Here is a 25503-nt window from a genome sequence, read left to right on the forward strand (position 1 = left end):
TGCCTGCGCCTCAGCGAGGCTTGAGTGTTAGGTCGGCGATCTTACGGTAGGTCGCCGTTGACAAGAAGATCTGGGCGCCAATTCGCATAGCCAGGGTTGGGCTGTAGCACCCGCAGGCAACGGCTCTAGCGTACAGCCAAGCAGCCTTAAGCGGCTCGCCACGCTTGAAATGCGACTTGGCAACATACCAGCCCTCATCACCCAAGCGCGCCCGCCGTGTGATGGAGCTAGACACGCTGTCCAGCCACTCGAGTCTCGCTGCTGCATCAAGGGCATTTGAAACCCGGCCTGCCTGCGCATGATCCGTCCATTGCGCTTGGATCGAGTCGAGCATGACAAATTCAGCCCCCGCGGCAGCCAATCGGATAGCGAAATCGGTGTCTTGGCCAAATCGCAGACCGACCTTGTAACGTATCTTTGCTGCCAACTGGCGTGGTAGGACTACTGTAGATGTCTGGATGAAGCCCCGATCACACAGGAGATACTCCGAAATCGGCTCGTTCTGCCGGCGAGCTCTGGGTGGCTTGGTGAAATAGCGCTCTTCGCCACGATCAACGCGTATCTTTCCGTACACGACCGTTGATTCCGTAGTCGCCCGAAGCACGGCTAAGGAGGCAGTCAGGTGGCCTGGCAAGAAGGTGTCATCGGAATCTAGAAATGCCACGTACTCACCCCGAGACACATCAATCCCGTGATTTCGTGCAGCGCACGCCCCGCTGTTCGCCTGCCTGAAATATCTGATCCGGGAATCACCAGCGCGGTCGAGGATGCTGGTGGGATCGTCCGTTGAGCCGTCGTCGACGACCACAACTTCGATGTTCCCATGATCCTGCTCGAGGGCAGACTGAACTGCTCGCAGGATCGTGTCCTTCCTGTTGAACAAGGGGATGACAACGGAAACGAGCTCTGCGGCTCTGGTGGGATCGCGCGTGGTCATGCTGGAACTCCATGCTGCTTCAAGTGGCAGGCAGCGGAGGCTGCCATTGAGCAGCTGGGCGTTTAGCCCCAGCCGCGATATTAGTCTTGGTGAATTAATAGAAGTACGGGTTGGCTTGCAAGAAACTGTATTTGAGTTGTCGAAGCCGGCCTATCAGAAAGTCAAGGGCAAGTCCGCGACGCGGCGCCATCCTGTGTGTACTGAGAAGCTTGTACTCCTTCGAGAAACAAATTCGATTGCTGGCGTGCCACTGCTTGTGGCCTGCGGAGAAGTGCATGATGGCAGGGTCTGCCAAGAAGCGAATATTCCACCGCGGCGCGAGTTCGCGCGCAAGTTCCTTATGCCGGAGCAGCATTGAAACCTGACAATTATAAGTGGGATCCAGCTCGATCCATTTGCCGCGCATTACCACGTTGAGGGCATCCTGATCGGGCATGCGTAGCAGGTCAACGTTGTTGCGAAGATATTCCAACACCCGCCCCTTCATTCCGAACTCGCGCCAAGCAGGCGTATTAATCAGCATTACGCCGGAGTTGAAATACACATCATCTGGCGCCAGACCGAGCCTGCTCGCATCATGGAACGGATTTACTACTGCCGCCGCCAGTGCCCCCCTCAATTCTGTTGCGAAGATGCCCTTCAGGTCATGTCGGACGAGGACGTCGCAGTCTACGTAGAGCACCTTGTCAGCGTTGACCAGCTCCGGGATCATCAACCGGTAGTACATGCCCCTTGAAATGTGCGTCACTTCAAGCAGGTCGCCGAACTGATCGGCGCTTATGACGTGGATGCAACTACGTTCGGGACAAAACATCTCCAAAGCCTGTCTAAATGCAGGCTTCGGCTCATGATCAATAATTACGTCGACCGCAACGCGGGTTCCGGGCTCGGCCGAGCGAACAATCGACTCCACTGCGGGCACAATGAAATCGACGTATCGACCGTCGGCGCAAAGACATACATGTATGTCTGCAGGCGGGCTTGCCACGTCAGCGCTTGAGGACATGGCGGATGATCTGATTTCGGCTGAGAACTGCATAGAGCGCCATCAAGGGAAGGTAGATAAGCAGGGTCTCGATGAATCCGTGGGAACGGTACTCATCGTAGCCAACGGCGAAGTAAACAAATGAGCCCAACGAGCCGACACAGAAGAGATAGGGCAACATATGCGTGAAGAGCTGCCATGCCGCGCTCCTCTTCCCTAGGCCGACAGCGCTGGCTGCGGCGAAATAGAAGAGCATTCCTGTTGTAATGCGCTGGATCGCCACGCCGATGCAAGCGCCGAGTACACCGTAGAGCACGCCGCCAATCCAGACCAGTCCAATCAGGGACACCGCGTCGATGATGGAAAGTAACGTGCGCGCGCGATAGCGGGCCATCGCTTCTAGCGCCGAAGAGCCAAGTGGCGAGGAAAGGAGGCGTGGGGGGACGACTACCGTCACGATTAAGGTCAATGAGATAGCGTCATCCCATTTTCCGCGCCAGACGGTGTGGATCACGAAAGGGAACCAGACTAGAAGCGAGAGGCATAGCGCCCCCGAGATCAGGCTCAACGCTTCCCCTGCCTTCTGCAGCCCCGAGCGTACTCGAGTCATGTCGTCCTTGATTGCGGAGAACAGAGGGAGCAGAAGATGGTTGAGTGCCATGCCTATCAACTGCACCGAAGCGGCCATTAACTGGTACGAGAAGTAATACAAGCCCAGCGTAGCCTTGGCGACAACTAGCGAAAGGACGAGATAATCTCCACGTGTCGCAACATTGTTCATGTAGGAGCTCATGACAAGCCATTTGGCCCGTCCGAGGAAGCTTCGAAATGCGACGATTCCGGGCCATAGCTTGGCGCGGATCGGTGCCTGTCCTGAGCGGTACATGATGAAGGCTGTAAGCGTGAGAATGATCTGAGATGCCACGAAGCTGTATATGCCAGCACCAGTCGCAGCGAGTGCCGCCATGCTGAGATTGCTTGCAAGTACAGAGACTGACTCCACGCGAGAAATGCGCTTGAAGTCGAAGCTGATTGCCAGCCTTGCTTTGTAAGGCAAGGCGGCAATGTTGAACGGCATGGCGAGGACCAGCGCAGCTGTAATTAGGAGCAGTCGTGGATCTTGGTAGTGATGTGCAATAAGCGGGGCGGCACACAGGAGGAGCAAGACACCAGTGAGGTTGACTATCTGTGCCGACGAGACAAGCTCCGGCGCTTTCTCCTCAAAATTAGTCCGATGCTCCTGAAGAATTTGGTACAGCCCGACTTCTTTGAAGCCGGACGCAAACAGATAGATCACTGAGATGATCGCAATGACACCAAAGTCTTCCTTGAAAAGGAAGATTCCCATCACCCACTGGGCCAGGAACGCTGACGCCCGGCTAGACGCAACGATCAGCAAGAGGTGAAGGAAGCCTGTTCGGCCGATAGAGGTGAGATTCATGCTTCGGAAAGCGCATTTGCCAGATATGACTTGGACGCATTGATCTTCGCCTGGAGCGTAGCGCCCAGCTCTAATCGCGCACCCATATCCATCACCTTTGCAACAACGCTCTTCACGCTAGTCGGATTGTCGTCAAGGAGCAGGAGTTCGGTGGCACCGAAGTCACTCATGATGCTGACAATGCGTTCCGAGCGCCAGCCCGAAGAGTATCCGATACAAGGTTTTGCGAACTTTTGGGCGAATATCAGTCCGTGGAAGGAGTCGGTCACGATCAAGCTCGCTTCCTGCATTGACGCGAGGAACTCCTTTGGCCCATAAGAATTGACAAGGTGTGTCGCCCAGTGAGGCTTGTCGAAATTTTTCTCGCCGTTGATGAAATGGACTTCAATGTCGGGCTGGCGCTGCTGCACTTCTCTAACGATACTTTCCGCTACCGCGAAATTATCGATGTCCAGCGCATAGACCATGATGAAGGGGGGGCGCTGGTTCCCTTCGGCAGACGTGCGGAACTCGTTGAAATCGTGCAGTAATGTAGGATCAACGACGACGGTTGGATTCTTCTGTGTCAGCCGTTCGACGATCTCTCGACTGACCTCGTTTCGGACCGCAATGAAGTCGAAACGACCTAGGTCCTTCGCAGCTTGCGAAAGAATCTCATCCTTCTGCTGCCGCGTACCGAAGCAGGAGGCGTAGCTTACCTTGAGCGGCCCCTCGGCAATAAATCCCTGATAAAAATACGGCTCATATGATGGCATGAACTTTGTATTCCACGTCTGATCACTTCCAGTCAGTACTGCTTCGAAGCGCGAAATATCCCTTTTGATCGCATCCTTGCTGGAGAGGGAGGCATCAATGGGAAGTTGCGAACGGAAGCTGTCGAAGCGCTTGTAACGCTCAACTTGACGCAGACGCCTGAGAATTGCGGTGATTGGATTCCTTCGCCGCAATCCAAGTCCGCGGAACAGCGAGGTGTTCCCGACCAAATACGCTGGGTGACTCTTGGGCACCGTAACTGAATGTCCCTGGCTCTCTAGGTACTTCACGGTAGCGTAAGCCTGCAGCAAACCTCCGTAGTTGTAGTTGAACGAGTAGGTAAGGAGTAGGATATTCATGGGGTGATTTCGAGGGGAGTGGGGATTTAGTCTGCTATCTGGGTTTCCGCTAATTCGTCATCTCAGCATGCGATTGATTCGTGTGACTATCTTCAGGAGGATGCGGTGTACATACATCCTCCTATCAAACCGAGCGGCGCTTCTTGACCGACGCCAGCTGTTGAAGCTGGCTGATCGGGTAAGTTCGCGCTGGATCTGTACAAGTGCATATGAGAAGGAGATCCGTTTTAGAACGCGGCTTCTCACCTCAGGCACAGGCTGTCCCAGCATCTTTGCCTGACCTATGCGGAACCTGAGTGCGTCTCGCCTATGCAGGAAACTTGCCCGCTGTGAGCTGATGATCTGTGAGGGGGCGCAGTCCGCGACATGCAGGTCACCTTGCTCGATACCCCTTCGAATGATGTCATCAGCGACCCGTGACCGGGTCACAATAACGCTGTTCCCAAGTCCATCAGTTCTGTACTCTGGGAGCCACGCATCACCCAGGGATATGTCGGCAAGCTCAGTCAGCACATCGGTGCAGAAATCACATGCCTTGGCTTTGAACATCCCGGTTCCCCACATATCGCCGACGCGCGCCATCTTCATGGTATGCACAGTGCCAACCTGGTCCTCAGCGGAGAAGGCATAGTTGCTGGCAGAAGCGGCTGCGCTCTTAACGCGGTACTCCGGATGACGGTAGCGTGCTCCGGCACCAGCGCTGTCGGCGAGGTAATCGGTGAAATATTTGCTCTTCAATCCGCCACAAATAATGCCAGCTACAAAGGCGATCTTCTGATTGAATTCGGGGAACGACTTTTGCCGCATTCGTATTGCCTTGACGAAGCAAGCGACCCCCGAGACAGCAATTCTTCCGTCCAATGTAGGCACTAACTGAAAGAAGTCTTCTAGCGTGACCGGGAAGTACCGGGTCTTGGAGGTGGCCACGAGATCGGCGTCTCTCTCCACAAGCCGGTACTTGTAGCCTGTACCGTCAGTTAGAACAACGAAAAGGTGTGTAGCGATCCCTTGCGAAAGGACTTGCTCGAATACAAAAGTAGCAAGCCCGCCAGACGAGGAGGTATCACGATGTCGTGGCGAGTAGCCGATATAAGTCTGTTCGAATCTACCAATATCTGGGTCATACGTCGGCGCATCGGGGAAAAAATCCAGTGCCAGCTGGTCTTCGTTTGCATTGCCGCCCACTGCCGTCGACTTAAACGGACATGCTTTTACAGCCAGCTCAGGAACTGGGCGATCCGATATCTTGCGTGGGACAAGAAAGCCATGCATATCCCAATCCATGCGCAACGTGCTGTCGGAATCAGCAACGCATGCGCCGCACCCGGTGCAGTAAGGGCTTACGGGATTCTGACTGCTGGCATTCTTCATCGCTTGATTGATCTCATCATGTTATTGAGCGAGATATCCTTACCCCAAGCTTCGGGAGGTGCATCTCACGCCCCTGATTAATTATTCGAATTGACTGCGGTTACTTGGTATATCTGAGAAGGCGATATAGCGAATAAGGATTGGTCGTCAGATATCGCCAGCCAAGACGAGTCGGCTCCTTGGCAGCTCGGTATAGCCATTCCAGGCCCGCGGCCTGCATCCATGAAGGAGCTCTCGGTGCATCACCAGCGAGGAAGGAGTAGAGCCCCCCGCAGGTCTTGATCCAGCCGACCCCTTGCAGCTGGGACCGATTGCGGATGGACCAGTGCTCCTGGCGCGGCTTTCCCAATGCCACCCACACGACATCTGCACCGCTATTGCGAATGTCCTCGCAGATTTCCGCATCCTCCTCATTGCTGAAATAGCCGTCGTGGCTACCAACGATCTGTAGCTTCGGATAGCTGGTCCGAATGGCCAAGATGGCGGCTGCGTTCTGAGCAGGGGTCGCACCGAGCATGTAGAAGCGCAGGCCTATCTCTTCGGCAACGCGTGCTGCATCGTGGAAGAAGTCGGTTGTGGCGATGCGTTCTGGCAAAGGATTCGCGGTCAGTCGGCTGGCGAATACGACTGGCATGCCATCGGCATGGATGATGTCGGCTTGCGCCATGGTTCGCGCGAACTCCTCATCTCTGCCAGCGAGTGCGATGCCCTGTCCGTTGGAAGAGAACACCACGCGTGGCAACCATGTATCTGGTCGCTCTCGAGCGCGTGCGCAGTCTTCTGCCATGCACTGCGCGAGGTCCGCGCGAGTGACGGACGCGGTTGGTAGGCCGCCGATGGATACGATAGGGAAGGCGTAGGAGGTGCTTGACATTGTTAGGCCTGGTGACACGATTGGTACCACTTGGCGAAGTGTGTCAATCCATCGGCAAGACTTGTCTTGGGTGAGAACCCTAAGTCGCGGGCGCTCGCCTCGATATCTGCATAGGTTGAATGCACATCGCCTGCCTGCATGGGCAGGAAGTTTTTTACGGCAGACTTGCCCAGTCTTTCCTCAAGGAGGCTGATCATATCCATGAGCTTCTCTGGTTGGTTATTGCCCAAGTTATAGACCCGATGGGGAGTCACATCGCTTTCGCCGGGCGCGGGCGCTTCGATCAGGGATGTAATCCCATCGACAATGTCGTCGATGTATGTAAAGTCCCTAAGCATGTCGCCATTGTTGTAGACGTCAATCGGACGACCTTCGGTGATCGCCTCGGCGAACTTGAAGTAGGCCATATCAGGACGTCCCCAAGGCCCATAAACCGTAAAGAATCGAAGCCCCGTGATGCGCGTGCGGTAGAGATGCGCGTAGGTCTGGCACATCAATTCGTTGGACCGCTTTGTGGCCGCATAGAGTGATACGGGATCGTCCACACGGTCTTCGATAGAGAATGGCTGCTTCGTGTTGCCGCCATACACCGAGGACGAAGACGCATAAACGAGATGTCCGATTCTGTGATGACGACATCCTTCGAGAACGGTGAGCGTGCCCGTCAAGTTGCTGTCCACATAGGCAAAAGGGTTATCGATTGAGTAGCGAACCCCGGCTTGGGCACCTAGGTGCAGAACCACATCAAAGCTATTTGCTTCGAACAATCGTGCCATCCCGTCCCGATCAGCGAGATCCAGCTTCAGGAACAAGAAGGTCTGCCGCTCTTCCAGCTGTGCCAGACGACGTACTTTCAATCGGGTGTCGTAATAGTCATTGAGGTTGTCAATTCCCACAACCTCATGGCCGGCTTCGAGCAGGCGAAGGGAGCTATGGAAACCGATAAAGCCTGCTGCACCTGTCACTAGAATTTTCATGTTGCAGCCTCAGTCAGCGCCAAAAAGATCGCGGCTATATACCTTGCCAGCCACATCCTGCAGGTCCTCGGTCACCCGATTCGCCACAATGACATCCGCCTCGCGCTTGAACGCTTCCAGATCCTTCTCCACCCGCGACCCATAGAATGTTGGCTCATCCAGAACGGGCTCGTACACGATCACCTCGATACCCTTCGCCTTGATCCGCTTCATCACGCCCTGAATGGCCGAGGCGCGGAAGTTGTCCGATCCGGCCTTCATCACCAGCCGGTGAATGCCAACAACACGCGGCTTGCGGCGAATCACTTCGTCAGCAACGAAGTCCTTGCGCGTCCTGTTCGCGTCCACGATCGCGTTGATCAGGTTCTGCGGCACATTGCTGTAGTTGGCCAGCAACTGCTTCGTATCCTTCGGCAGACAGTACCCGCCGTAGCCGAACGAGGGGTTGTTGTAGTGCCCGCCGATACGCGGATCCAGGCTGACGCCTTCGATGATCTGTCGCGTATCCATGCCAGCGGTGGCAGCGTACGTGTCCAGCTCGTTGAAGTAGGCAACGCGCATCGCCAAGTACGTATTGGCGAACAACTTGATCGCCTCGGCCTCGCTGGCATCGGTAAACAACACCGGCACATCCTTGCGGATGGCACCTTCCCGCAGCAGCTCAGCGAAGACCGCGGCGCGCTCGGAGCGCTCTCCCACGATGATGCGGCTCGGATGCAGGTTGTCGTACAGGGCCTTGCCTTCGCGAAGGAACTCAGGCGAGAAGATGATGTTCTGCGTACCGTAACGCGCGCGAAGTTCGGTCGTGCAGCCCACCGGCACCGTCGACTTGATCACCATCACCGCGTCGGGGTTGATTTCCAACACATCCCGGATGACAGACTCGACCGAACTGGTGTTGAAGTAGTTGGTCTGAGGGTCGTAGTCGGTAGGTGTAGCGATGATGACGAATGATGCGCCTTCATAAGCCTGGCGGCGGTCCAGCGTGGCGACCAGATCTAGTGTCTTGTTCGACAGGAAATCTTCGATTTCCCTATCCTCGATCGGCGCCTGCCGTGCGTTGATCTTCTCAACGCGCTCGGATTTGATATCAAATGCAACAACCTGATGGTGCTGCGCCAACAACACAGCATTGGACAGGCCGACATACCCTGTCCCAGCCACGGCAATCTTCATTGCGAGGGATCCTTTCTATCTGCAGCACGCTGCTATGGGGATGCAGGAATGGCGATTGCAGCAAAGGTGCGCGTCCCCTCAGACGCACCACTGTCCGCACATTCCTGTTACTGATGATGCTGTTGCTGGAAAAACGTGTGGGGGTCATCCCGGCAGACGTAGGGGATCGTACTACAGCCAAGTGCGACACGGTCTATCGGACATGACCCAGTTACTGGGTCATACATTCTGCTTGAGATGAATCCATTCACGCGCGGCTCCACGAGGGCGGCGATGATACCAATCCAGCGTTCCGAGGCGTAGCCGAACCGGCAAAGGAGCCATTCGGGATCCCAGGAATGCGGCTCGGAACTGCGTCACACTTTTGATCGTCAAGGACAGGTTGTTCGCCGTGGTCAGCGGCCTGAGATGGGGTAAACTGACGTGCTTGCCCCAAGGGATGGGCTGCAAGTTGTTGATGAGAAAGGAATCGGGCTTCCCGCCCTGCTTCCCGATACGAACTTTTTGGCTGGCCGCTGGAGATATCGTCCACACCCAGTCCGATGCATGAAATCCGACCGAGCAGTACGACGCATGCGCGACTGCTCCTGAATCAAGTGGAAGCAATGACAAAGCAAACGGGATCACGCGTGGTCAAGGAAGACGAGATCGATCTTCGCGAGCTGCTGGGCGTTCTGATTGACCGCAAGTGGTGGATCATCGGTACGACGGTGGTGTTCTTCATCGTGGGCGCGGCCTACGCACTGCTTGCCTCGCCGGTATATCAGGCGCAGTCGATGGTGCAGGTGGAATCCAAGGTGCCGGCCATCCCGGGCATCTCGGATCTGGCGTCGATGGGGGGGGCAACCAGCGCTGCTGCTACCACTGAAGTGGCCTTGCTGACCTCGCGTACCGTCATCGGCACCGCGGTTGATCAGCTTCAGCTTGATGTTGTGGCTACGCCGCGTCGATTCCCGCTGATCGGTGATTACTTCGCACGCAAGTTCAAGGCCCCGTCCGAGAACGACGTTGCGTTGCCGCGTTTTGGTGCCAGCAGCTACGGCTGGGGCGGTGAAGCGCTGCAGATCCATCGTCTTGATGTCCCGGCGGCAATGATCGGGGCGCCCATGGTGTTGCAGGCCGGTTCTTCCGGTAGCTTCGTGCTGTTCGACGGCGACGGGGATGAGATTCTGCGGGGCCAAGCAGGCAAGGCGGCCGAGGGCCGGGGTGTGACGCTGGAGGTCATCGCGCTGCGGGCTAATCCGGATACGCGTTTCGACCTGGTGAAACTGCGGCGCTTTGACGTTGTGTCGGGCCTTCAGCAGTCCGTGCAGGCAGTGGAGCAGGGCAAGGAATCCGGCATCCTGCAGGTCATGTACGAAAGCGAGAACCCGGTTCTCGCCGAAGCGGTCGTTGCCCGCGTGGCCGACGCCTATGTCCGCCAGAACGTTGAGCGCAGCTCCGCCGAGGCCGCATCGCAGCTGCAGTTCGTGAAAGAACAGCTTCCTGTCATCCGCCGCCAGGTGGAGCAGGCGCAGGTGGCCATGACGGCCTATCAGTCCAAGGCCAACTCCGTGGACATCACCATGCAGACCAAGGGTCTGCTGGACCAGGAAGTGGCGGTTGAAGCCAGTATCCAGCAGTTGCGCTTGAAGCAGGCAGAGATGGATCGCAGCTTCACCCGCGAGCATCCGGCGTACCGTGCGCTGCTTTCGCAGATCAGCAGCCTGGAAGGCCGCAAGGCCGGTTTCCAGCGCCAGGTCGGTCAGTTGCCGGATACCCAGCAGGAGCTGCTGCGCCTGACACGCGACCTGCAGGTCAGCAATGAGATGTACACCGCGCTGCTCAATCAGGCCCAGCAGCTGGATGTGGCACGTGCGGGCGCTGTCGGCAATGTGCGCATCGTCGATCCGGCTGCCGTGGATATCGCCAATCCGGTGAAGCCGCGCAAGTCGCTGATCGTGGCCATCGCTACGCTGCTCGGCGCGTTCCTGGCAACGGCGCTGGTCTTCCTGCAGCGCATGCTCAACCCGGGCATTGAAGATCCCGCGCAGATTGAAGAACTCGGCCTGCCGGTGTACGCGGCCATTCCGCTCAGCGTATCCAGTACCTTGCCCAAGCTGCGCAAGGGCAAGCATGGTACCCGCGTTATCGCCGATGGTCGCCAGCATCTGCTTGCGGTCACCTCGCCGGCAGATCCCACCGTGGAAGCGCTACGCAGCCTGCGCACCAGCCTTCACTTCGCCATGCTGGAAGCGAAGAACAACATCCTGACCATTTCCGGCCCGCGTCCGGGCGTCGGCAAGACGTTCGTGTCCAGCAACCTCGGCGCGGTTATTGCACAGGCTGGCCAGCGCGTGTTGGTCATCGATGCGGATATGCGCAAGGGAACCCTGCACAAGCTGCTCGGTGTGAGCCACCAGAACGGTCTGTCGGATGTGCTGGGTGGAAAGTTGCCGGTCGAGGGCGCGATCCACCCGGTGTCCGGGTTGGAAGGCATGCACTACATGGTGCGTGGTGACATCCCGCCGAACCCGGCCGAGCTGCTGATGCACCCGCGCTTCCAGCAGATGCTGGAGACGCTGTCGGCGCAGTACGACCTGGTCATCGTGGATACGCCGCCGATCCTGGCAGTGACTGATGCCGCGCTGGTGGCCACGCATGCGGGTTCCAGCTTGCTGGTCACTCGTTTTGGCGTGAACCAGGCGAAGGAAATCCTGCTCACCCTGCAGCGCTTCGAGCAGAACGGCGTGCAGATCAAGGGCGCGATCTTCAACGCGGTCGAGCGCCGTGCCACGGGCTACTACAGCTACGGGTATTACGAGTACAAGGCAGACGGCAAGGATTGATGCCGTTGTCCTGACGGCTCTGGTAGCGCCGGGCCGTGCCCGGCGGAATGCCAAGGCATGACGACCAGCGGTCGTCATTACCAAGGTCTTTGCAGGCCGGGAGTATCATTTCCCCATGTCACACCACTCTACTGACGCGTCCCCCGGGGACGCCACGCCGCGCTGGCGGCACTACTGGAAACTGATGCGCGCCGATCGCCCGATCGGCACGCTGCTGCTGCTGTGGCCCACCTGGTGGGCACTGTGGCTGGCCTCTGGCGGGGTGCCTCCGCTGTGGACGCTGTTCGTGTTTACCGCGGGCGTCTGGCTGACCCGCTCGGCCGGCTGCGTGATCAACGATTACGCTGACCGCTGGCTGGACCCGCATGTAAAGCGCACCAAGGATCGTCCCCTGGCCAGCGGCGCGGTAAGGGGCCGGCATGCATTGATGCTCTTCGCCGCGTTGATGGTGGCAGCGTTCGCCTTGGTGCTGACGATGAACTGGCTCACCGTGGCGCTGAGCTTCGTGGGCATCTTGCTGGCGGCCAGCTATCCGTACCTGAAGCGTTACACGCACCTGCCGCAGGTCTACCTGGGCATGGCCTTCGGCTGGGGGATTCCGATGGCCTTTGCGGCCGTGCAAGGTGAAGTGCCGGCGCTGGCGTGGCTGCTGTACGTAGGCAATATCGTGTGGTCCACCGCGTATGACACGTGGTACGCCATGGTGGATCGCGATGACGATCTGATAATGGGTTCGCACTCCACGGCGATCCTGTTCGGTCGGTACGACCTGGTGATCCAGGGCGTGCTGTATGCCGTGTTCCTGGCGGTCATGAGCGGGGTAGGGGCATGGGCCGGGCTGGGCCTGTGGTACTTCGGCGCGGTGGCCGTGGCTGCCGTGCTGGTCGGCTATGAGTTCTGGCTGTGCCGCAACCGCGAGCGCGACCCGTGTTTCAAAGCGTTCCTGCATAACAACTGGGTGGGGGCTGTGTTGTTCGCGGGTATCGCCGTGGCCCTGCTCCGGTAGAGCTGACTTCAGTCGGCTGCTGTCAGGCGAAGCCGACTGAAGTCGGCTCTACCGGGGCGGTGAGGCGCAGGCGAAGCCGACTGAAGTCGGCTCTACCGGGGCGGTGAGGCACAGGGGCAGCCGACTGAAGTCGGCTCTACCGGGGCGATGAAGCGCAGGGGCAGCCGACTGAAGTCGGCTCTACCGGGGCGGCGAAGCGCAGGGGCAGCCGACTGAAGTCGGCTCTACCAAGGCGGTGAGGCGCAGGGGCAGCCGACTGAAGTCGGCTCTACCGGGGCGATTGAAGGGGTGGTGAGACCGGCACGGTCATGCACCATGGGACCGGGATCGGTAGCGCCGAGCCACGCTCGGCGAGCGCAGCGGCAAGCGCATGACCGCCAGCGCCGTCGCCCCCCGGCACCGCCCGATGAACAGGCCAAAGAACTGCCCGGAATGACCACATGCAAACACCGTCTGAATCCTTAAGGTGCTTGTGCCACTAGGCCTGGGTGGCCTCCGGGTGGGCCGTGTGATGCCGTCCTCCACACGTTCCCACGCGTGGTTAACCAATGCTTGCAGAGGATGGCCATGACCGCGGCATTCCGCATGCGGCTTTGAGAGCACTGACATGGCAAACCAGCAGAATCAGCAGAACCCGCAGCAGGGTCAGCAGAACCAGCAGGATCAGCAGGGCCAGCAGCGCGGCGGCCGCGACCAGCAGCAGCAACAGCAGCAGGAACAGCAGCAGCGCAACCAGAACCAGCAGCAGGGCGGCAACGAAGAAGAAGAATGAGTTGTCGCACTGCACTGAAGAAACAAGGCCCCGCGATCGCGGGGCTTTGTTTTTAGGGAGTCTGTTTTCAGCGCATCTACAGTGAAACGCAGCGCCATCGCTGCTGTGCGTCAGCAACCTGTCCGCCGCGTTGCGATGCCTCGATGACAAGTTCGATACCCACCGCATTGGGCAGGTCGCGTTGCTCGGGAAACCAAGGCCGGGTGGCCTCCACCACGATGAGCAGCCCCTCGTCATCGCCCATCGGGGCGAACGCTTCTGAAGGCTCGGACAGCGGCGTCAGACCGAAGGTATCCGCCAACCGGCGCTGCGTGCCGGGCACATCGTCGACGGGCAGGCCGACTTCGCTCAGGCAGGTGATCTCGCTGCCATGGAAAGGACCCGTGCGCGAGGAGAGCGGCAAGCGCTTGCGCCCGATCAGCTCCAGGATCAGGCCGTCCGGTCCGGTGAAATATACCGACTGCGATTTCCAGTTGCTCTCCAGCGCGAAGTACTCCTTGCCGTCCGGCGAGCGCTGCAACGGCGCGCGCTCGCGCAGCCACGCCATGGCTTCGATGAAACGGTTGTCCGGCACATTGAAGGCCAGGTGCACGCCGCCCGTCGGACGGTCATCGGCAGGCACCGGTCGGATCGTGCTCCAACCGATCACGGTGGCGCCGCCATCCACGTCCATCTGCAGCACGTCGGCGAAGTAGGCGGCCAACGCGGCCGGGTCGGAAGCCGGGAGGCTGAGGTCACGTATACGCATGGCTCTACTGTACCGAACCGGGTACAGAGCGGCACAACTGTGATGCACGTCTCAAATAATTGACGACGGCCGTCACGGATTGTTAGCATTGCGTTGTTCGGTAGACCAGTGGATGGTTGTGCAGCAGCAGGGAGTCTGGCTTTTCGCACCGATGCGGGCGTCAACGCCCAGCTTGCCTTTTCATCCGTCCCTGGCCTGCGCCGAGCAGCCGTGACCCGTCGGGTCGCGTAAGGGGGCTCTTTGTATGTGGCAGTCGATAACGTCGCGTGGAAACGCGTGCGGCGCTTTGCTTCGCCTTGAGTTTGTTGCGCAGGTTCCTACGGGCCTGTCGATGTCCCCTGCGCGCGTGGTTCTGCCCACGCGCTGCGCTGCTGCTTGCCGTCAGGCACCGGACGCCCTCGCCAACCGGCGTATCCGCGGACCCAACCTGCCCCGTGCAGGCGCGGCCGCTCTTCCAAGCGGCCCTTCGCAGCATGCCGTCGACATCGTGAACTTCGTGGAGAACTCTCAGTGAACAAGATTTATCGCAAGGTCTGGAACAAAGCCCTGGGTCGTATCGTGGTCGCATCGGAGCTGGCGAGCAGCGATGGCGGCGGCACCACCGTCGGCGCAGTAGGCACCTCGCGCGGCACCGCGCACGCCAGTCTGGTGGCCGCCGTCGCGTTGGCGTTGGCGTCCATGGGCGCGCATGCGCAGGACCAGAATGTTGATGTCGGCCCGACCGGCAGCGTGACCGCTGGCCAGACCGTGCTGGACAACGATGGCATCCGCATCGGCAACACCGTGGCCATCGGCGCCAACGCCGTCACCGTCAGCAACGGCGCAGACAGTGCATCGCTGTCGGCGCAGGGCCTCGAGGTGGGCTCGGTGCTGGTACGCGGCACTGCCGTGACCGTGGGCACCACCCGTCTGGATACCACCGGCCTGACTGCTACCAGCGGCGCCACCACCACCGTGGTCAACGGCACTCGCCTGGGCGTAAGCAACGGCGCGTCCAGCAGCAACCTCACCACGACCGGCCTGGCCGTCACCAATGGGGCGGCGACCACGAATGTCAACGCCACCGGCCTGCGCATCACCAACGGCCCCAGCGTGACCACCACCGGCATCAATGCCGGCGGCCTGAAGGTCACCGGCGTGGCCGATGGCAGCATCGCCGCCAACAGCAAGGAAGCGGTCAACGGCGGCCAGATCTATACGCTGCGCGACGAGCTGTACACCGTCGGCGCCGGCGTGAAGTACTTCCATGCCAATTCGACCGCACCGGATTCCATCGCCAACGGCGGACAGTCCGTTGCGATCGGCCCGAACAGCGTCTCCGATGGCTTCCACAGCATCGCCGCCGGTGACGGCGCCACGACCGCGCTCAATGGGGAAGCCGCCATCGCCGTGGGTCGTCTGGCGACCACCGCCGCTGCCCGCTCCATCGCCTTGGGTGACCGCGCCAACGCCGGCAACCTGAACGTGCAGGACACCATCGCCATCGGTACCACCGCCGCGGTGACCGGTGATTTCAGCCTGAAGGGCATTGCCATCGGCCATGCCGCCACTGTGTCTGCCGTCGATGGCGTGGCCTTGGGCGCAGGCACCACCGCGTCCGGCGATGGCGCTGCCGCAGTGGGCGCCAACTCGGTTGCAGGCGGCGCTGAAAGCGTGGCCGTCGGCCGGGCAACGGCAACCGGCGCACGTTCGCTGGCAGCCGGCAGTGGCGCCACCGTGGCGACCGCGGACAGCATCGCGTTGGGTACCGGCGCGGGCGTCGGCACGGCCGGCAACGCCGCCGGCGACCGCACCTCGCACATCGCCATCGGCACCGGTGCAGGCACCGGCGTGATCGGCAACCAGACCACCGCCATCGGCTTCCAGGCCGGCACCGGCGTGGAAGGTGACCAGAACATCGCCATCGGTACGCAGGCCGGTAACGCGGCGGAAGGTGACTACAACGTGGCGCTGGGTTACCAGGCCAACAGCAGCGCGAGTGAGCGCGACCGCACCGTCGCCATCGGCGGCCTGTCCACCGCTGCGACGGACGCCACCTCGCTCGGCTATGGCGCCAAGGCTGAAGGCGTGGCCTCGGTGTCGATCGGCTCGCAGAGCCGTGCCAGCGAATCCGGCGTGGCCCTGGGCCGCAACGCCCGCGCCGACAAGGAAACCGTCGCGCTGGGCTTCAACTCGGCCGCGCTGGAATCCGACGCGCTGGGTTCGGCCTACCTGACCGGTGACGTCGCGCCGAGCTCGGTCGTTTCCGTCGGTAACACGGTGGCCGGCCAGACCCGCCGCATCGTCAATGTCGCCGCCGGTGCCAATGCAACCGACGCCGTCAACGTCAAGCAGCTGCAGTCCGCGCAGACGTCCGTGGCCAACCTGATCGGCGGCGACGTCTCGCTCAATTCGAACGGCTCGTTCTCGCCCATCAAGGTGGGCAACAACACCTACAACACGGTGACCGAAGCGCTCAGCGCCGTCAGCAGTGGCGCCACCACGGCGTTGCCGCCGGAAGCGGTGACCCGCGTCAACGGCCGCATCAACAACATCGCCGCCGGCCAGGTGGCCAGCGATGCGGTGAACGTGCAGCAGCTCAACGAAACGGTTGAGGCGAACAGCAGCAAGTACGTCAGCGTGCGTTCCACCGCCGTCGGCAACCGCAGCAACGACGGCGCAATCGGCGAGAACGCCGTGGCCATCGGCGCACTGACCGATTCTGCTGGTGACGGTGCAACGGCTGCTGGCTACCAGGCACATGCCATCGGTGCCGGTTCGGTAGCGATGGGTCGCAACGTGTCGGCCGAAGGCGCTTCGTCGTCGGTGATCGGTGACAACAGCTACGCCAAGGACGAAGGTGGCGTGGCGATCGGCCGCGGCGCACGCAGCACCGGTGTGAACTCGGTGGTGATGGGTACCCGCGCGCAGGCAGATCCGAAGGCTGGTTCGACCGTCAACGATGCCATCGTGATCGGTACGGACGCCGAAGTGACTGCCAATGACGGCGTAGCCATCGGCCACAGCGCGCTGGCTTCGGCGGTGCGCGGTGTTGCGCAGGGTTACGAGGCGCAGGCCACGGGCGTGGACTCCATCGCACAGGGCAGCAACGCGCTGGCCTCCGGCGTGAGCGCTCAGGCCAGCGGCACCCAGTCCGTCGCCAGCGGCCAGAACGCACAGGCACGCGGTACCAATGCGGCAGCCAGCGGCACCGATGCCATCGCCAACGGCACCAACTCCCGCGGTTATGCCTCCAACGCGGTGGCCATCGGTACCGGCGCAGTGGCAGGTATCGCCAGCCCGCGTCCGGAAGACCTGATCAACAACACCAACGCCACCGCAATCGGTAACGGGGCTCTGGCCAACCAGCGCAACACCACGGCCATGGGTCCGTCTGCCAGTGCGACCGCACGCTCGGCCATGGCACTGGGCGACAGCGCCAGCGCTACGGCAGTGCAGTCCTCTGCAGTGGGCACCCGCGCCGCAGCCAGCGGCACCTCGGCCTTCGCGGCAGGCACTGATGCGGCCGCCAGCGGCACCTCGGCCATCGCCGTCGGCACGACCTCGGTCGCGTCTGGCGCAGACAGCGTGGCGGTCGGTTCGACCAGCCAGGCCACCGGCAGCCGTGCCTTCGCGGGCGGCTTCGATGCACAGGCCACCGGCAATGATGCGTATGCACTGGGCCGCGGCAGCCGCGCCAGCGGCATCGACTCCATCGCCTTCGGTCGTGACGCGCAGGCGTCCTTCACCGATTCGGTGGCACTGGGCCACAACTCGGTGACCGCCGCTGCCGTAGGCACCCCGAGTGCCACGGTCGACAACGTCACCTACAGCTACGCCGGTACCCAGCCGGGCAGTACAGTGAGCGTGGGCACCGACACCATCAAGCGCACCATCACCAACGTGGCCGCCGGTCGCGTGAGTGGTACCAGCACCGATGCGATCAACGGCAGCCAGCTGTTCGGCACCAACCAGGCCGTGACCGCACTGGGCAACAACCTGGACAGCGCAGGTACCAGCATCGCCTCGGGCCTGGGTGGCAACTCGTTCTACAACGCCGGTACCCATCAGGTGGTCACCCGCCTGCAGCTGGGCAACACGACCTACAGCAACGCGCAGGACGCGCTGACCCGCGCTGCCAGCGGCATCAACCTGACGGCCCAGGGCGCCAACAGCACCAACGTCGGCCCGACCAGCACCGTCGGCGCCACGATGGATCTGCGTTCGGTCAACAGCAACATCGGCGTCAGCAAGGCCGCCAACACCAATACCGTCGAGTTCGCCCTGACCAACAACCTCGACTTGGGCACCAACGGCAGCGTCAAGACCGGCAACACCCTGGTCGACAACGCCGGCGTGGCCGTGACCAATGGTGTCGAAAGCACGCGCATCACCGCCGGTAACGTGGCCGTGGGCAGTGGCGCCAATATCACCAACGTGGGCCCGACCAGCGTGACCGTCGGCGGCGCCAACCCGCTGGTGGTCAACGGCGGAACCGGTACCGTCAACGGCCTGGCCAACAAGTCGTTCAACCCGAACAGCTTCACCAGCGGCCAGGCGGCCAGCGAAGACCAGCTGAAGCAGGTCAACGATGCAGCCACCGCCGGTTGGAACGTGACCGACGTCAACGGCAACGCCGCCAACATCGGCCCCAATGGCCAGGTCGCCTTCATCGGCGATGACAACCTGACCGTCGCACAGACCGGCGCGCAGGACGCCGGCGTGGTGGGCGTTGCCCTGAAGAAGCAGATCGATCTGGGCACCGCCGGCAGCGTCACCACCGGCAACACGCAGGTGAACAACAACGGTGTGGTGGTGAATGACGGTGTCTCGTCTTCCTCCATCGGCGCAGGCAACATCGCAGTGAGCGATGTGAACGGCACCACCGCCATCGGCGGCAACAGCATCACCGTCGGCGGGACCAGCCCGGTGGTGATCAACGGCAGCACCGGTACGGTCAATGGCCTGACCAACAAGAGCTTCGACCCGACCAACTTCACCAGCGGCCAAGCCGCCAGCGAAGACCAGCTGGCCTCGGTCAGCCAGACCGTGAGTGCGGGCTGGAACATCAGTGCCGATGGCCAGAACGCCTCCAAGGTGTCGGCCACCAGCCCGACCGGCAGCGACGTCGACCTGCGCAGTGCCGATAGCAACCTGGTGGTGAGCAAGGCCGCCAACAGCAACGACGTCGAGTTCGCGTTGGCCAAGGAGATCGACCTGGGCGCAACCGGCAGCGTCACCACCGGCAACACCGTGGTCGACAATGCGGGCGTGGCTGTGAATGACGGTACCTCCCTCACCACGGTGACTGCAGGCAACGTAGGCGTCAGCGATGGCACCTACAGCACCGCCATCGGGGCGACCCAGGTCAGCGTCGGCGGCCTCAATCCGCTGCTGATCAACNAGGTCAGCGACGTGGCATCGGCGGGTTGGAACGTCACCGATGCCAACGGCAACCAGGCCAACATCGGTCCGAACGGCGTGGTCACCTTCACCGGTGACAGCAACCTGGACGTGGCGCAGAGCGGCGCGCAGGATGCCGGCGTGGTGGGCATCACGCTGAAGAAGAACCTGGACCTGGGCACAACCGGCAGCGTGGCCGCGGGCAACACCACCGTGAACACTGCGGGTGTGACCGTGGATGACGGCACCGCCTCCACCCAGCTCGCCACGACCGGCCTGACGACCACCGACGGTACGTCGTCGACGGTAGTGACTGCAGGCCAGGTGGGCGTCAGCGATGGCACCAATGCTACCGCCATCGGAGCGACCCAGATCAGCGTCGGCGGCCTGAACCCGCTGCTGATCAACGGCGCCACCGGCACCATCGGCGGCCTGACCAACACCACCTTCGATCCGAACAGCTTCACCAGCGGCCAGGCCGCCAGCGAAGACCAGTTGAAGCAGGTCAGCGACGTGGCGTCGGCGGGCTGGAACATCAGCGCGGAAGGTGCCAACAGCAGCAACGTCGGCCCGAACAGTGTCACCGGCAGCAGCGTCGACCTGCGTTCGGCAGACGGCAACGTGGTGCTGACCAAGGCCGCCAACAGCAACGACGTCGAGTTCGCGTTGGCCAAGGACATCGACCTGGGCGCGACCGGTAGCGTCACCACCGGCAACACCGTGGTCGACAACGCGGGCGTTGCGGTGAATGACGGTACCTCCACCACCACCGTGACCGCCGGCAACGTCGCCATCAGCGACGGCACGTACAGCACCGCCGTGGGTGCGACCAGCATCAACGTCGGCGGCGCCAACCCGCTGCTGATCAATGGCGCCACCGGCACCATCGGTGGCCTGACCAACACCACCTTCGACCCGAACAACTTCACCAGCGGCCAAGCGGCCAGCGAAGACCAGCTGAAGCAGGTCAGTGATGTGGCGAGCGCGGGCTGGAATGTCACCGCCGAAGGTGCCAACGGCAGCAACGTGGCCGTGGGCAGTGCCACCGGCAACAACGTGGACCTGCGCTCCAGCGACGGCAACATCGTGGTGTCCAAGTCGGCGACCAGCAACGACGTCGAATTCGCGCTGGCCGATGACCTGGCGGTGGCCGGCAGCGTGACCGTTGGCAACACCCGGATCGACACTACCGGCCTGACCATCATTGGTGGCCCGAGCATCACCAGCGCGGGCATCGATGCGGGCAGCACGCGCATCACCAACGTGGCGACCGGCGTGGACGGCAGCGATGCGGTCAACGTGGATCAGCTGGACGACACCATCGAAGCACGTCGCACCCGCTACTACAGCGTCAACTCCACCGGCGGTGGCAACGAAGCCAATGACGGCGCGACCGGCGCGGATGCGATTGCATCGGGCCGCGATGCCGAAGCAGACGGTGATCAGGCCGTGGCGATGGGTCTGGGCGCTCAGGCAGCGGGCAATGGCAGCGTTGCACTGGGTGCCGGTGCACGGGCGCAGGCAGTGAACAGCCTGGCCTTCGGCAACGGTGCCGTGGCCAGCCATGGCAACAGCATTGCGATGGGCGCCGGTTCGGCCACCACGGTGGGCGCGCAGGCGAACTACCAGGGTGCCTACGTGGGCAACTCCAGCTCCACCGGCGAAATGAACCTGGGCGGTCGCCAGGTGACCGGTGTGGCGGCGGGCTCGGCGGCGACCGATGCGGTCAACGTCAGCCAGCTTACTGCCGGCGTAGCCAGCGCGGTGTCTGATTCCAACCAGTACACCGATACGCAGATCAGCACGGTCAACACCCGCATCGACGGCATCGACAACCGCGTGACCAACGTGGAAGGCGACATCATCGACATCCGCGGTGACATCACCGACATCCGCAACGACGTGGTGGATATCCAGGGCGACATCACCAACCTGGATGGCCGCGTGAACACGATGGAACGTGACCTCAACAACGCCAACATGGTCGCCGGCAACACGGCCGCCAAGGTCACCAACATGGAGTACGGTGCCGACGGCATGTTCCAGGTCAGCCAGGATGGCGATCTGAACAAGCCGCAGGTCACCGGCCAGAATGCGGTGGGCGGCGGCAAGGGCGCAGTGGCATCGGGCAACAACAGCACCGCGCTGGGCAACCAGGCCGTGGCCAGCGGCGCCAATAGCACCGCCATCGGCCAGGGCGCGGTCGCCAGCCACGACAACAGCGTGGCACTGGGCCAGGGCTCGAAGACCACGGTGGGCGCACAGACCGGCTACAACGCCGCGTACGTGGGCACCAGCAGCTCCACCGGTGAGGTCAACATTGGTGGCCGCACGATGACCGGCGTTGCGGCCGGCATCGCAGGCACCGACGCGACCAACGTCAACCAGCTCACCGCCGGCGTCAACCAGGCCATCACCTCGGCCAACCAGTACACCGATAACCGCATCGGCAAGGTGGAAGACGACCTGTGGCAGCTGGACCGTGGCTACCGCAGTGCAACGGCCGCCGCGATGGCGATGGCCGGCCTGCCGCAGGCGTACATGCCGGGCAAGAGCATGTTGTCGATGGCCTTCGGTGGCTACCAGAGCGAGTACGGCATGGCGCTGGGCCTGTCCGGCATCACCGACAACGGTCGCTGGGTCTACAAGGCGCAGGCCAGCGGCAACACCATGCGCGACTGGGGCTTCTCGGTCGGCGCTGGCCTGCAGTGGTGATGTCGTCCTGATGCCGCAGCGGAGCCGGCCACGCGCCGGCTCCGCTGCAGCCATGCAACCCCATTCGAATTCGAAGGAAACGTCTTGATGAACGTAGCAAAGAGCTTCAAAGCCGCCGCACTGGCCGCGCTGGTCCTGGCCCTGGCCGCCTGCAGTACCCATGCCGCGAAGGAAACCAGCGGCGACGTAGTGTTCCCGGACCTGGATCGCATCGTGCTCAAGGAAGGCACCTTCCCGAACGTGGCCAACCTGCGCAGCGTGGGCCCCGGCGTGACCAAAGAGCAGCTGTACCACCTGCTGGGCCGCCCGCACTTCAGCGAAGGCTTCGCGCCGAAGGCCTGGAACTACCTGTTCCACTTCCGCACCCCGGACGGCATCGTGACCTGCCAGTACCAGGTGAAGTTCGACGATGAGAAGCGCGGCCAGTCGTTCCATTGGGCCCCGGCCTCGTGCGCCGACATGCTGAAGCCGTCGGCACCGCCTGTTGCCCCGGTGGCGGGCGCGCCGGATGTGGCGCGTTTCTCGCTGTCAGCGGATGCCCTGTTCGCCTTCGGCCGTTCCGGCGTGGCGGACATCAAGCCCAACGGCCGTGACGAACTGGCGCGCATCGCCGCGCAGATCAGCAGCGCGCAGGACAGCCAGGTCACCGTGGTCGGTCACACCGACCGCATCGGCAGCGAAGACAGCAACCAGCGCCTGTCGCAGGCCCGCGCGGAGACCGTGCGTCGCCTGCTGGCCGACCACGGCGTAGCCGCCGGCAGCATCCGCGCCGAAGGCCGCGGCGAAGCCGAACCGGTCACCCGCAACTGTGCCGACAGCCTGGCCCGTAGCGCCCTGGTGAACTGCCTTGCACCGGACCGCCGCGTCGAAATCACCGTCAGCGGCCAGAAGTAAGTACCCACAGCGGGCGGCGTCCAACGTCGCCCGCTGATTCAAATCGAGCGACACCGGGAGTGATGGCCGCTGGCCGTCAGCTCTGGCTCCCTCAGATCCCGCTCTTGGCAAATTCCGCATTCAACGCATGCGTCATCCGCGCGATCTCCGGCGTCAGGCACGTATTGAACTGCGCCGGATCCTTGCACCGCGACGCCACTTCCGTCGAACGCTGCTTCAACCCGAACGTCCCCAGAATTCCGCGCGCACGGACAAAACACGCCGCGCCCGGCGATCCCTGCTGCAACTCGCCATGACGCGCGGTGCAGTGGGTAATGGCAGCCGCCAGCGCCGCCGCATTGACCGCATACAGCGCACCCTCGCTGGTATCAGCGGCATGCGCCTTCATCGGGGCCGCCACGGACAGGCCAACCAGCATCAACGTCCAGATCGATTTCACTTCAAGGCTCCAGCACGGCCAAGCGGCCTGTGTGCCGCACGCGTCATTCTATCGCACGCCCGTCGGCCACCTGCCATCCCTCGATCTCTGTAGCGCCGAGCCACGCTCGGCGGAATGCCTCATCACCCGTACCCCCAACCGCCCCTGCAGACCACCACACCCCTGACGTCCGCACCCACGCCCCCGGTAGCGCCGAGCCACGCTCGGCGGAATGCCTCATCACCCGCACCCCAACCGCCCCTACAACCCACCCCCACGATCCAACTGCCGATACCCGATCGCCTCCGCCAGATGCTCGGTCCCAATGCCCTCACACCCGGCAAGATCCGCAATCGTTCGCGCCACGCGCAGAATCCGATGCATCGCACGCGCCGACAGCTGCAACCGCTCGATCGCCTGCTCCAACAGCCCCTGATCCGCCTCCACCAGCGACGCACACGCACGCAGCGCCTTGCTGTCCAGGTGCGCATTGAGCGCCCCGCGCGCCAACTGCCGCTCGCGCGCTGCAATCACACGCGCCCGCACATCCGCACTGCATTCGCCCGCAGGTGCACCTTCCCGTAGCTCTTCCGGCGACAGCCGCATCACCGTGACATGCAGGTCAATGCGATCCAGCAGCGGCCCAGACACCCGACCGCGATAACGCTGGATACGCTCGTTGGTACATAGACACCGATTGCTGCGATCACCCGCCCAGCCGCAAGGGCAGGGGTTCATCGCCGTCACCAACTGGAACCGCGCAGGAAACACCGCGCTGCGTGCCGCCCGGCTGATACGGATATGGCCCGACTCCAATGGCTCACGCAGGATCTCCAACGCACTGCGCGACCATTCGGGAAGCTCGTCCAGGAACAGCACGCCATTGTGCGCAAGCGAGATTTCCCCGGGATGTGGCGGGTTCCCGCCGCCCGCCAGCGCCGCTGCACTCGCACTGTGGTGCGGCGCGCGGAACGCCCGCTGCCGCCATCGTCGTGGGTCCAATCCACTGCCGCTGATCGACGCCACCGCGGCCGTCTGCAGCGCCTCGGCCTGGCTGGCCTCCGGCAGGATGCCGGGCAGCCGCGACGCCAGCAGCGTCTTACCGCAACCCGGGCTGCCGATCAGCAGCAGGTGGTGCCCGCCCGCCGCAGCCACTTCCAAAGCGCGCCGCGCATGCGCTTGACCCCGTACGTCGGCCAGGTCCAGCGGCGGATCGGCCTCGATGCTCTCTCTTTCTGCGCGCGGCAGTCGCGCCGGGTTATCCACGGAGGCACAGACTTCCAACAGCGTGCGGGCCACGCGCACATCCGCATGTTCCGCCAGCGCGGCCTCGGCGGCATTGGCGGGTGGCACGAACAACGTGCGGCCGGCCTCAGCGGCAGCGATGGCGGCGGGCAACACGCCGTCTACCGGGCGCAGCTCGCCGGTGAGGGCCAGTTCGGCCACGTACTCATGACGGACCACCTGCTGTGGGTCCAGCTGGCCGCTGGCGGCGAGGATGCCCATCGCAATGGCCAGGTCGAAGCGGCCGCCTTCCTTGGGCAGATCGGCCGGCCCGAGGTTGATGGTGATACGTCGTTGCGGGTAGTCGAAGCGCGCGCAAAGCAGGGCGGCACGGACGCGTTCGCGTGACTCGCGCACGGTGGTTTCCGGCAGGCCGACGATCTGCGTGACGGGCAACCCGCCGGACAGGTGCACCTCCACACGAACCAGCGGCGCATTGGCACCGGAGCGGGCGCGGCTGTGGACCAGCGCGAGGCTCATGGGAGGGTCCCTTGGGGTGGTGGGACCAGTGTGGGCTGGGATGGTGTGGGGATCAGTCAGAAATCCATCGGCGTGCGCGTAGGCAGATAGCGCTGACGCGCAG

16 protein-coding genes are annotated in these 25503 nt (G+C 62.3%); 4 read left to right on the plus strand and 12 right to left on the minus strand.

Features of this window, described 5'->3' with window-relative positions; translation table 11 throughout:
* Positions 1 to 10: 10 nt before the first annotated feature.
* From IFT65_RS15630 to IFT65_RS15665, 8 genes are all read right to left on the minus strand, one after another.
* Positions 11 to 937 carry a glycosyltransferase family A protein gene (locus tag IFT65_RS15630; RefSeq protein WP_192082202.1) on the minus strand — a complete coding sequence of 309 codons (927 nt, stop codon included), beginning with the start codon at positions 935 to 937 and terminating at the stop codon, positions 11 to 13.
* A 94-nt stretch (positions 938 to 1031) separates the two neighbouring features.
* Positions 1032 to 1976 (minus strand): glycosyltransferase family 8 protein, encoded by a 945-nt coding sequence (locus IFT65_RS15635; protein WP_342365899.1) that lies wholly within the window; start codon positions 1974 to 1976, stop codon positions 1032 to 1034.
* Complete coding sequence (locus IFT65_RS15640) at positions 1927 to 3363, minus strand: oligosaccharide flippase family protein (protein WP_192082205.1); 1437 nt, start codon at positions 3361 to 3363, stop codon at positions 1927 to 1929. Before IFT65_RS15640 ends, IFT65_RS15635 begins: the two co-directional genes overlap by 50 nt.
* Positions 3360 to 4475 carry a polysaccharide pyruvyl transferase family protein gene (locus IFT65_RS15645; protein ID WP_192082207.1) on the minus strand — a complete coding sequence of 372 codons (1116 nt, stop codon included), beginning with the start codon at positions 4473 to 4475 and terminating at the stop codon, positions 3360 to 3362. The genes IFT65_RS15640 and IFT65_RS15645 overlap by 4 nt, the downstream gene beginning before the upstream one ends.
* A gap of 57 nt (positions 4476 to 4532) precedes the next feature.
* A complete protein-coding gene (locus tag IFT65_RS15650) occupies positions 4533 to 5846 on the minus strand; it encodes a Coenzyme F420 hydrogenase/dehydrogenase, beta subunit C-terminal domain (RefSeq protein WP_192082209.1) in 1314 nt (437 codons plus the stop codon).
* Between the two features lie 100 nt (positions 5847 to 5946).
* Complete coding sequence (locus tag IFT65_RS15655) at positions 5947 to 6579, minus strand: WecB/TagA/CpsF family glycosyltransferase (protein WP_342365900.1); 633 nt, start codon at positions 6577 to 6579, stop codon at positions 5947 to 5949.
* A 143-nt stretch (positions 6580 to 6722) separates the two neighbouring features.
* Positions 6723 to 7697 (minus strand): NAD-dependent epimerase, encoded by a 975-nt coding sequence (locus IFT65_RS15660; protein ID WP_192082211.1) that lies wholly within the window; start codon positions 7695 to 7697, stop codon positions 6723 to 6725.
* Positions 7698 to 7706: 9 nt separating this feature from the next.
* Complete coding sequence (locus IFT65_RS15665; protein ID WP_192082214.1) at positions 7707 to 8873, minus strand: nucleotide sugar dehydrogenase; 1167 nt, start codon at positions 8871 to 8873, stop codon at positions 7707 to 7709.
* A gap of 605 nt (positions 8874 to 9478) precedes the next feature.
* On the opposite strand from IFT65_RS15665, the gene IFT65_RS15670 reads away from it, so the two are divergent.
* The gene (locus IFT65_RS15670; protein ID WP_192082216.1) at positions 9479 to 11701 is read left to right on the plus strand and encodes a polysaccharide biosynthesis tyrosine autokinase; all 2223 of its coding nucleotides are present in this window, start codon (positions 9479 to 9481) and stop codon (positions 11699 to 11701) included.
* A gap of 115 nt (positions 11702 to 11816) precedes the next feature.
* Positions 11817 to 12707, plus strand: coding sequence for a 4-hydroxybenzoate octaprenyltransferase (gene ubiA, locus IFT65_RS15675; RefSeq protein WP_192082218.1), 891 nt, complete (start codon positions 11817 to 11819; stop codon positions 12705 to 12707).
* 541 nt (positions 12708 to 13248) lie between these two features.
* Here ubiA and IFT65_RS15680 read toward each other — a convergent pair.
* Complete coding sequence (locus IFT65_RS15680) at positions 13249 to 13494, minus strand: hypothetical protein (RefSeq protein ID WP_192082220.1); 246 nt, start codon at positions 13492 to 13494, stop codon at positions 13249 to 13251.
* Positions 13495 to 13555: 61 nt separating this feature from the next.
* Positions 13556 to 14227: a VOC family protein gene (locus IFT65_RS15685; RefSeq protein ID WP_192082222.1), complete on the minus strand. Its 672-nt coding sequence runs from the start codon at positions 14225 to 14227 to the stop codon at positions 13556 to 13558.
* 510 nt (positions 14228 to 14737) lie between these two features.
* Here IFT65_RS15685 and IFT65_RS18520 point away from each other — a divergent pair.
* Positions 14738 to 19609, plus strand: a 4872-nt coding sequence (locus tag IFT65_RS18520; protein WP_206756815.1) for an ESPR-type extended signal peptide-containing protein, incomplete at its 3' end; no start/stop codon positions are given.
* A gap of 2802 nt (positions 19610 to 22411) precedes the next feature.
* Positions 22412 to 23218 (plus strand): OmpA family protein, encoded by an 807-nt coding sequence (locus IFT65_RS15695; protein WP_192082226.1) that lies wholly within the window; start codon positions 22412 to 22414, stop codon positions 23216 to 23218.
* A gap of 91 nt (positions 23219 to 23309) precedes the next feature.
* Here the strand turns inward: IFT65_RS15695 and IFT65_RS15700 are convergent, their stop codons facing one another.
* Positions 23310 to 23657 (minus strand): hypothetical protein, encoded by a 348-nt coding sequence (locus IFT65_RS15700; RefSeq protein ID WP_192082228.1) that lies wholly within the window; start codon positions 23655 to 23657, stop codon positions 23310 to 23312.
* 240 nt (positions 23658 to 23897) lie between these two features.
* Positions 23898 to 25400, minus strand: a complete 1503-nt coding sequence (locus IFT65_RS15705) for a YifB family Mg chelatase-like AAA ATPase (protein ID WP_192082230.1) — start codon at positions 25398 to 25400, stop codon at positions 23898 to 23900.
* Positions 25401 to 25503 lie beyond the last annotated feature (103 nt).

Source organism: Stenotrophomonas sp. CFBP 13725 (genome assembly GCF_014841935.1).
Taxonomy (GTDB): Bacteria; Pseudomonadota; Gammaproteobacteria; order Xanthomonadales; family Xanthomonadaceae; genus Stenotrophomonas.

What these genes read in the sequence shown, in the direction of transcription:
- IFT65_RS15650 (WP_192082209.1), bottom strand. Translation starts at nt 5,846, where the DNA reads ATGAAGAATGCCAGCAGTCAGAATCCCGTAAGCCCTTACTGCACCGGG.
- IFT65_RS15660 (WP_192082211.1), bottom strand. Translation starts at nt 7,697, where the DNA reads ATGAAAATTCTAGTGACAGGTGCAGCAGGCTTTATCGGTTTCCATAGC.
- IFT65_RS15630 (WP_192082202.1), bottom strand. Translation starts at nt 937, where the DNA reads ATGACCACGCGCGATCCCACCAGAGCCGCAGAGCTCGTTTCCGTTGTC.
- IFT65_RS15645 (WP_192082207.1), bottom strand. Translation starts at nt 4,475, where the DNA reads ATGAATATCCTACTCCTTACCTACTCGTTCAACTACAACTACGGAGGT.
- IFT65_RS15685 (WP_192082222.1), bottom strand. Translation starts at nt 14,227, where the DNA reads ATGCGTATACGTGACCTCAGCCTCCCGGCTTCCGACCCGGCCGCGTTG.
- IFT65_RS15665 (WP_192082214.1), bottom strand. Translation starts at nt 8,873, where the DNA reads ATGAAGATTGCCGTGGCTGGGACAGGGTATGTCGGCCTGTCCAATGCT.
- IFT65_RS15640 (WP_192082205.1), bottom strand. Translation starts at nt 3,363, where the DNA reads ATGAATCTCACCTCTATCGGCCGAACAGGCTTCCTTCACCTCTTGCTG.
- ubiA (WP_192082218.1), top strand. Translation starts at nt 11,817, where the DNA reads ATGTCACACCACTCTACTGACGCGTCCCCCGGGGACGCCACGCCGCGC.
- IFT65_RS15705 (WP_192082230.1), bottom strand. Translation starts at nt 25,400, where the DNA reads ATGAGCCTCGCGCTGGTCCACAGCCGCGCCCGCTCCGGTGCCAATGCG.
- IFT65_RS15635 (WP_342365899.1), bottom strand. Translation starts at nt 1,976, where the DNA reads ATGCAGTTCTCAGCCGAAATCAGATCATCCGCCATGTCCTCAAGCGCT.
- IFT65_RS15695 (WP_192082226.1), top strand. Translation starts at nt 22,412, where the DNA reads ATGAACGTAGCAAAGAGCTTCAAAGCCGCCGCACTGGCCGCGCTGGTC.
- IFT65_RS15670 (WP_192082216.1), top strand. Translation starts at nt 9,479, where the DNA reads ATGACAAAGCAAACGGGATCACGCGTGGTCAAGGAAGACGAGATCGAT.